We start from the raw sequence: 7,023 nt of genomic DNA on the forward strand, positions 1-7,023 counted from the left end.
CNNGGAGNNGNGCCCGAGGACGACGTTCGTCGTTACGCGCCGGTACGGTGTGGGGTCGCTCACCGGGAATATGTGACGTGATCTGCGCAGGTGTGCGCGCAAATGCTCGTTCATGTGCCACTTTTCGCGCAAAGCTGCTCGCTCGGGCAGCCGCCCTCCGGCGAATGACGTTTTACGGGGCTTTGACCGGTTTCGCTCCCGGAGGGTACCAGCATCTGGGCATACCCTGTCGGCATCTGACGCGACGCCGTCCACTGTCGGCCGGTGAGGTCGCGCTGTCCATCGCAATCGTCAACAAAGGAGCCATCCGTATGAGCGCACCGGTCGCGATTCCCGGTCTGGACCGTGCCCCCACCAAACACCGGCGACTGCTGGATTGGGTCAGGGAAACCGCCGAACTCACCACCCCCGACGCCGTCGTGTGGTGCGACGGATCGGACGAGGAGTGGCAACGCCTCACCGATCAACTCGTCGAATCGGGCGCCCTCGTGCGCCTCAACGACGAGCTGAAGCCCAACTCCTTCTGGGCGCGAACCGATCCCAGCGATGTGGCGCGCGTCGAGGAGCGGACGTACATCTGCTCCGTCGACGAGTCCGACGCCGGACCCACGAACAACTGGATGGCGCCGTCCGACATGAAGTCGACGATGACGGAGCTGTACCGCGGCTGCATGCGGGGCCGCACCATGTACGTCATCCCGTTCTGCATGGGGCCGCTGACCGCCGAGAAGCCGATGTTCGGCGTCGAGATCACCGACTCCGCCTACGTCGTCGCGAGCATGCGCATCATGGCCCGCATGGGATCTGCCGTCCTCGACGCCCTCGGTGGGGACGCGGACTTCGTGCCCGCCCTGCACTCCGTCGGCGCGCCGCTCGAACCCGGTGCCGAGGACGTCGCCTGGCCGTGCAGCGACACCAAGTACATCTCCCACTTCCCCGAGACGCGCGAGATCTGGTCGTTCGGCTCCGGATACGGCGGCAACTCGCTGCTCGGCAAGAAGTGCTTCTCGCTGCGCATCGGCTCCGCGATGGGTCGCGACGAGGGCTGGCTCGCCGAGCACATGCTCATCCTGCGTCTGACCAGCCCCGAAGGCAAGGTCTACCACGTGACCGGCGCCTTCCCGAGCGCCTGCGGCAAGACCAACCTGGCGATGCTCGAACCGACGATCCCGGGCTGGAAGGTCGAGACCCTCGGCGACGACATCGCCTGGATGCGGTTCGGCGCCGACGGTCGGCTGTACGCCGTCAACCCCGAGTACGGCCTGTTCGGCGTCGCGCCGGGCACCGACTACACGACGAACCCGAACGCGATGCGCACCATCGCCAAGGGCAACTCGCTGTTCACGAACGTCGCCCTCACCGACGACGGCGACATCTGGTGGGAGGGCATGGGCGAGCCGCCCGCGCACCTGACCGACTGGAAGGGCCGCGACTGGACGCCCGAATCCGGCGAACTGTCGTCGCACCCGAACAGCCGCTTCTGCACCCCGATCAAGCAGTGCCCGATCCTCGCCGACTCCTACGAAGACCCGAACGGCGTCCCGATCGACGCCATCCTGTTCGGCGGACGTCGCGCCACGACCGTCCCGCTCGTCAGCCAGTCGCGGGACTGGGCGCACGGCGTCTTCCAGGGCGCGACCCTGTCGTCCGAGACGACCGCCGCCGCCGTCGGCCAGGTCGGCGTCGTTCGCCGCGACCCGATGGCGATGCTGCCGTTCATCGGTTACAACGCCGGTGACTACTTCCGGCACTGGATCGAGATGGGCAAGGGCGGTGGCGACGCCGCCGACACCGACAAACTGCCGAAGATCTTCTACGTCAACTGGTTCCGCCGCGACGACGACGGCAAGTTCCTGTGGCCGGGCTTCGGCGAGAACAGCCGCGTCCTGAAGTGGGTCGTCGAACGTCTCGAAGGCACCGCCGACGCCGTCGACACCGCCGTCGGCCACGTTCCGACGCCGGAGGCCCTCGACACGGACGGACTCGACCTCACCCGCGAGGAGGTCAGCGCCGCGCTCGCCGTCAGCGACGAGGAATGGCGCGCGGAGCTTCCGCTCATCACCGAATGGTTCGAGAAGTTCGGCGACAAGCTGCCGGGCGTCCTCTGGGCCGAACTCGACGCGTTGAAGGCGCGTCTCGGCGTCACGGACTGACACTCTCCGTTCCACCGCTCTTCCATCGGGCCGGTCCGTTCGCGGACCGGCCCGACGCGTGTGGGCTCGGTATTCGTATGAGGTGGAGCCGACTCCCGGTTGGTGGATGACGAGATCGGCTCGTACTCTTGCTTGCTGTGGCGTTCCGAGATCTGTTGTACAAGGTGTATGAGAAGCGGCTGGCCGACAAACTCGTCGGTAGGCCGTTGCCCGCACACGTCGGGGTGATGGTCGACGGGAACCGCCGCTGGGCGAAGGACATGGGTTTCGTCAACCCCAATGACGGGCACCGCGAGGGCGCCGAGCACATCAAACGGCTCGTGCGCTGGTGCGACGAGGTCGGCATCGGCCACGTCACCGTGTGGCTCCTGTCGACGGAGAACATGACGCGTCCGGCCGCCGAACTCGATCCGCTCCTGCAGATCATCGAGGATCTGACGGTGGAGCTGGCGGCCGACGACCAGCCGTGGCAACTGCGCACCGTCGGCGCCCTCGATCTGCTGCCCGCGCATCACGCGACGACGATCAAGGACGCCGCCGAACGCACCCGCGACCGGAGCGGCGGCGCCGTCATCAACCTGGCGATCTGTTACGGCGGGCACCGCGAGATCGCCGACGCGGTGCGATCCCTCCTGCAGGAGTACGCCCGTGGTGGCAAGACCATCGACGAGGTCGCCGAGCTGATCGAGGAGGGGCACATCGCCGAGCACCTGTACCTGCACGGCCAGCCCGCGCCGGACCTGCTGATCCGCACCAGCGGTGAGCAGCGGCTGTCGGGTTTCCTGCTGTGGCAGTCGGCGTACTCCGAGTTCTACTTCTGCGACATGAACTGGCCGGACTTCCGGCGCGTCGACTTCCTGCGGGCCCTGCGCTCGTACTCCACTCGTCAGCGCCGGTACGGCGGCTGACCACGGTCGGCGGCCGCCTCGGCGGCCTCTGATCACGCCCGCCCTGAGATCCATCGTCGACTCACGTGTCAGGGCGGACGGAATTTTCATCCACAGAGGATGAAATCGCGGACGCGAGCGCACTCCGTGGATTGATTGTCACTCAACGTTACTGAACATCGTGACGTGATGTCGCCGTGATGACGTCGTGATGTGTTGGCGCGCCGCGCGGTCGTCGTTGTCGGTCCGGTCGGGTTGCAGTGGATCGAGCCACCTCAGTTTTCTCAAGCGTCACAAGAAATCAACCGTCGGGGTGGTTTCGCCTCGTCACTTCGTTGTTTGCCCTTGTCATGTCCGCGTTGTCGCTGGCAGGCTTCGGTGCCGCCGGGAAATAGATCCTTATAGGACATTTTCTGGCATCCGATGTCCGCGAGGGAATGAGTTAACGGTGAGTGATCATCATGACGACGAAACGTCGCCGATCTCCAATGAAGGTAACGATGACGTCGCTTCATCGTCCATAAAGTCTGGATGGTCGTGGCGACCGCGACTCGCGCACGCCCTCGTCGGTGTGCTCGCGTTGGCCCTGATCGGCGGCGCGTGGATCGGCGCGGCCGCCTCCCCCGACGACGGCTCCTCCGTCGACAACGTGGCCGTCTCGCGCACCGAGGACGTGGCCAGCCGCGACCACGCCCGCCCCGATCCGACCCCCAGTGAGTCCGAGAAGGACGAAGAGGAAACCGAGGCCCCCGAACTGAACGACGCCGAACCCGCTCCCGAACCGGAGCAGGGCGGCCCCGGATCGTCCGGCCCGACCGTCGTCGTCGGACCGGAATGCGACTCGTTCTCCGGCCACCAGGCCACCGCCTGCGGAATCCTCGCCGAGTACAACTTCGGCACCGACCAGATGCAATGCCTCGTTCCGTTGTGGGAGCACGAGAGCGGCTGGAACCCCAACGCCGCCAACCCGTCCTCGGGTGCCTACGGCATCCCGCAGTCCCTCCCGGGCGACAAGATGGCGTCCGCTGGAGCCGACTGGCAGACCAACGCCGCCACCCAGATCCGCTGGGGTCTGTCCTACATCAAGGGCCGCTATGGCGATCCCTGCGGCGCCTGGGGTTACTGGCAGGGCAACGGCTGGTACTAGGCGTGTACGGGAACCTGCTTCCCGACGTGCCTTCGGAGGGCGTCCCTCGTCGATGCTCCTGCGCCGCGTTCGGCACGCCGGGACGGTGCCGAACGCGGTACGTCCGGCCCATCGCACTCGAAGCCCGCTGGACGGACCCGGGTTCAGCGGGCTGGAAGTGTTGTCGGCGTTGGCGAGGTGGGCGTCTCGCCGTTTCGTTCCGACGCTCGTCTCGCGCGATTTTCCAGACGCCGACGTTCGGTCCGACAGGTGCCCGCGAACGGCACGCTCTCGACGGTTCGGCGTCGGTGATTCCGTGAAGGAGGTCCCCGGCGCGTCTCGGGCCGAGATTGTTGGCCGACGGCGACAGTCCGCTCACTCGACATCACCGTCGCCACCGGGGAAAATCGACGCTTCGTCACAACATGGTCACATTGTGGTCTTCCCTTGTGTCGGTCTGAAGCGTTAACGTGAGGGCAGTGATGGGAAGACTCTCGTCGCCCGACCCGGTAGGAGCCTGACGTGACGATACGCACCTACGTTCTCGACACCTCCGTCCTATTGTCCGACCCGGCCGCGTTCAGCCGGTTCGATGAGCACACGGTGGTTCTGCCGCTCGTGGTCATCTCCGAGCTGGAAGGAAAGCGGCACCATCCCGAACTCGGATGGTTCGCGCGTCAGGCGCTGCGGACGCTGGACGAACTGCGCCTCAAGTACGGCCGTCTCGACACACCGCTGCCGATCAACGACACCGGTGGCCAGCTGTACGTCGAGCTGAATCACTCCGAGCCGAGCACCCTGCCGGCCGGGTTTCAAGGAGAGGCCAATGACGCCCGGATCCTTTCCGTCGCATGGAATCTCTCCAAGGCCGGCGCCGACGTCTCGCTCGTCACGAAGGACATGCCGCTCCGGGTGAAGGCCGCCGCAGTGGGCATCAAGGCCGAGGAGTACCGACACGGCCAGGCCATCGATCCGACCTGGCCGGGTATCAGCGAACTCGCCGTCTCCGACGAACAGGTCAGCGATCTCTACAGTGGAGAACGCCTCCGGTTGACCGACGTCGACGAGTTCCCGGTGCACACCGGCCTCGTCCTCAATGGCTCATCCAGCTCCGCGCTCGGCCGAGTCACCGTCGACAAGACCGTCCGGCACGTCCGAGGCGACCTGGAGGCCTTCGGAATTCACGGCCGCTCCGCCGAACAACGGATCGCGCTGGACCTGCTGCTCGACCCGGAGATCGGCATCGTGTCGCTCGGCGGTCGCGCCGGCACCGGCAAGAGCGCGCTCGCGCTGTGCGCCGGCCTCGAACAGGTCCTCGAGAAGGGCCTGCACAAGAAGGTCATGGTGTTCCGGCCGATCTACGCCGTCGGCGGCCAGGAGCTGGGATACCTGCCGGGCAGCGAGTCCGAGAAGATGCACCCGTGGGCGCAGGCCGTCTTCGACACGCTCGGCGCCGTCAGCAACGAGAACGTCATCGAGGAGGTCCTCGCGCGCGGCATGCTCGAAGTCCTGCCGCTGACGCACATCCGCGGCCGGTCCCTGCACGACGCCTTCGTCATCGTCGACGAGGCCCAGTCTCTGGAACGTGGTGTCCTGCTGACCGTGTTGTCCCGCATCGGTTCCGGCTCTCGTGTCGTCCTGACTCACGACGTCGCCCAGCGCGACAACCTCCGTGTCGGCCGACATGACGGCATCACCGCCGTCATCGACGCGCTCAAGGGTCACCCGCTGTTCGCGCACGTGACGCTGAACCGTTCGGAGCGCTCCGACATCGCCGAGATGGTCACGGAACTGTTGGAGGACTACCGATAGCGTATGTCCGGCGTGGACATATACGTCCACGCCGGACATTTCCGGCGCGCCGATCGTCCGAACGGCTGAATTTCACACAGGCAGACGGATCGTCGTCATGTCGATCCTTTGGGTGACGACGTCCTGGTCGTCGATGGTGTGAAAACGCCTCGATGACCGCTTTCACCTGGGAGGCACGTGATGTCGAACTCCCCATGACGGCGGTGGTGCGGTATCGTTGCCCGCGCGGCGCCGCCGAAGACACCCCATCTCGGCCGCCGACACGCCCGACCGAGAGTCGGGCGTGGGGCGAAATCGACGCCCGATCCTGTCGTTGAGCGAAAAGGATTGTTCGTGGTTCCCCTATTGACCAAGTTCGCGTGTCGTGCGGCGGCGATGCTGCTGCTCGTCGCCGGTGTCGTGGCGGGTGTGCGGGTCGGTATGACCAATGACGGTCCCGCCGTCGACCCCCGTCAAGTCGCCGTCGAAGATCTCGCGGCGTCCGAACAGGAACAACAGTCCACGTGGGACTGGCACCTCGACTACGCGGCCACTGCTGCGACCGCCGACGCCGAGGACAAGGCCGAGAGCATCGCTCAGGTCGCCGGTGACCAGGCCAAGGCCCTCGACCAGACCTTTGAGAACAACAAGGCCGCCGAGGAAGCCGAGTCGTCGAAGCCCGTCGACATCGGTCCGATCCCCGAGGACTGCAACGAGTACTCCGGCAACCGCGCCGCGGGCTGCGCCCGTCTGCTGGAAGCCGGGTTCGGTCTCGACCAGATGCCGTGCCTCGACCAACTGTGGGCGAAGGAGAGCGGCTGGAACGAGCGGGCCGCCAACACCAGTTCCGGTGCCTACGGTATCCCGCAGGCGCTGCCCGGTTCGAAGATGTCCTCGCACGGTGACGACTGGGAGACCAACCCCAACACCCAGATCGCGTGGGGCCTGTCGTACATCTCCGGCCGCTACGGCACCCCGTGTGACGCGTGGGCGCATTCGCAGTCGGTCGGCTGGTACTGATCCGCCCATCACTTGGAACGACGAACGGCCGGAGNCGTCAAGCCCC

Annotated in this window: 5 protein-coding genes; all 5 read left to right on the plus strand. The window is 66.3% G+C overall.

The annotated features are described in order from the left end of the window. Nucleotides 1-311: 311 nt before the first annotated feature. The 5 genes from ACM9NP_RS23355 to ACM9NP_RS23375 all read left to right on the plus strand — a co-directional run bounded on the left by ACM9NP_RS23355 (nucleotide 312) and on the right by ACM9NP_RS23375 (nucleotide 6,977). Nucleotides 312-2,153 (plus strand): phosphoenolpyruvate carboxykinase (GTP), encoded by a 1,842-nt coding sequence (locus ACM9NP_RS23355; protein ID WP_415648925.1) that lies wholly within the window; start codon nucleotides 312-314, stop codon nucleotides 2,151-2,153. Between the two features lie 137 nt (nucleotides 2,154-2,290). Beyond that, a complete protein-coding gene (locus tag ACM9NP_RS23360) occupies nucleotides 2,291-3,061 on the plus strand; it encodes an isoprenyl transferase (RefSeq protein WP_415648926.1) in 771 nt (256 codons plus the stop codon). Nucleotides 3,062-3,488: 427 nt separating this feature from the next. Then, the gene (locus ACM9NP_RS23365; protein ID WP_415648927.1) at nucleotides 3,489-4,187 is read left to right on the plus strand and encodes an aggregation-promoting factor C-terminal-like domain-containing protein; all 699 of its coding nucleotides are present in this window, start codon (nucleotides 3,489-3,491) and stop codon (nucleotides 4,185-4,187) included. Between the two features lie 501 nt (nucleotides 4,188-4,688). Beyond that, nucleotides 4,689-5,978 carry a PhoH family protein gene (locus tag ACM9NP_RS23370; RefSeq protein WP_415648928.1) on the plus strand — a complete coding sequence of 430 codons (1,290 nt, stop codon included), beginning with the start codon at nucleotides 4,689-4,691 and terminating at the stop codon, nucleotides 5,976-5,978. Between the two features lie 333 nt (nucleotides 5,979-6,311). Next, nucleotides 6,312-6,977, plus strand: a complete 666-nt coding sequence (locus ACM9NP_RS23375) for an aggregation-promoting factor C-terminal-like domain-containing protein (protein WP_415648929.1) — start codon at nucleotides 6,312-6,314, stop codon at nucleotides 6,975-6,977. The last annotated feature ends 46 nt before the right edge of the window (nucleotides 6,978-7,023 follow it).

Origin of the sequence: Stackebrandtia soli (assembly GCF_965137155.1) — a bacterium.
In the GTDB taxonomy this organism is placed as follows: Bacteria; Actinomycetota; Actinomycetes; order Mycobacteriales; family Micromonosporaceae; genus Stackebrandtia; species Stackebrandtia soli.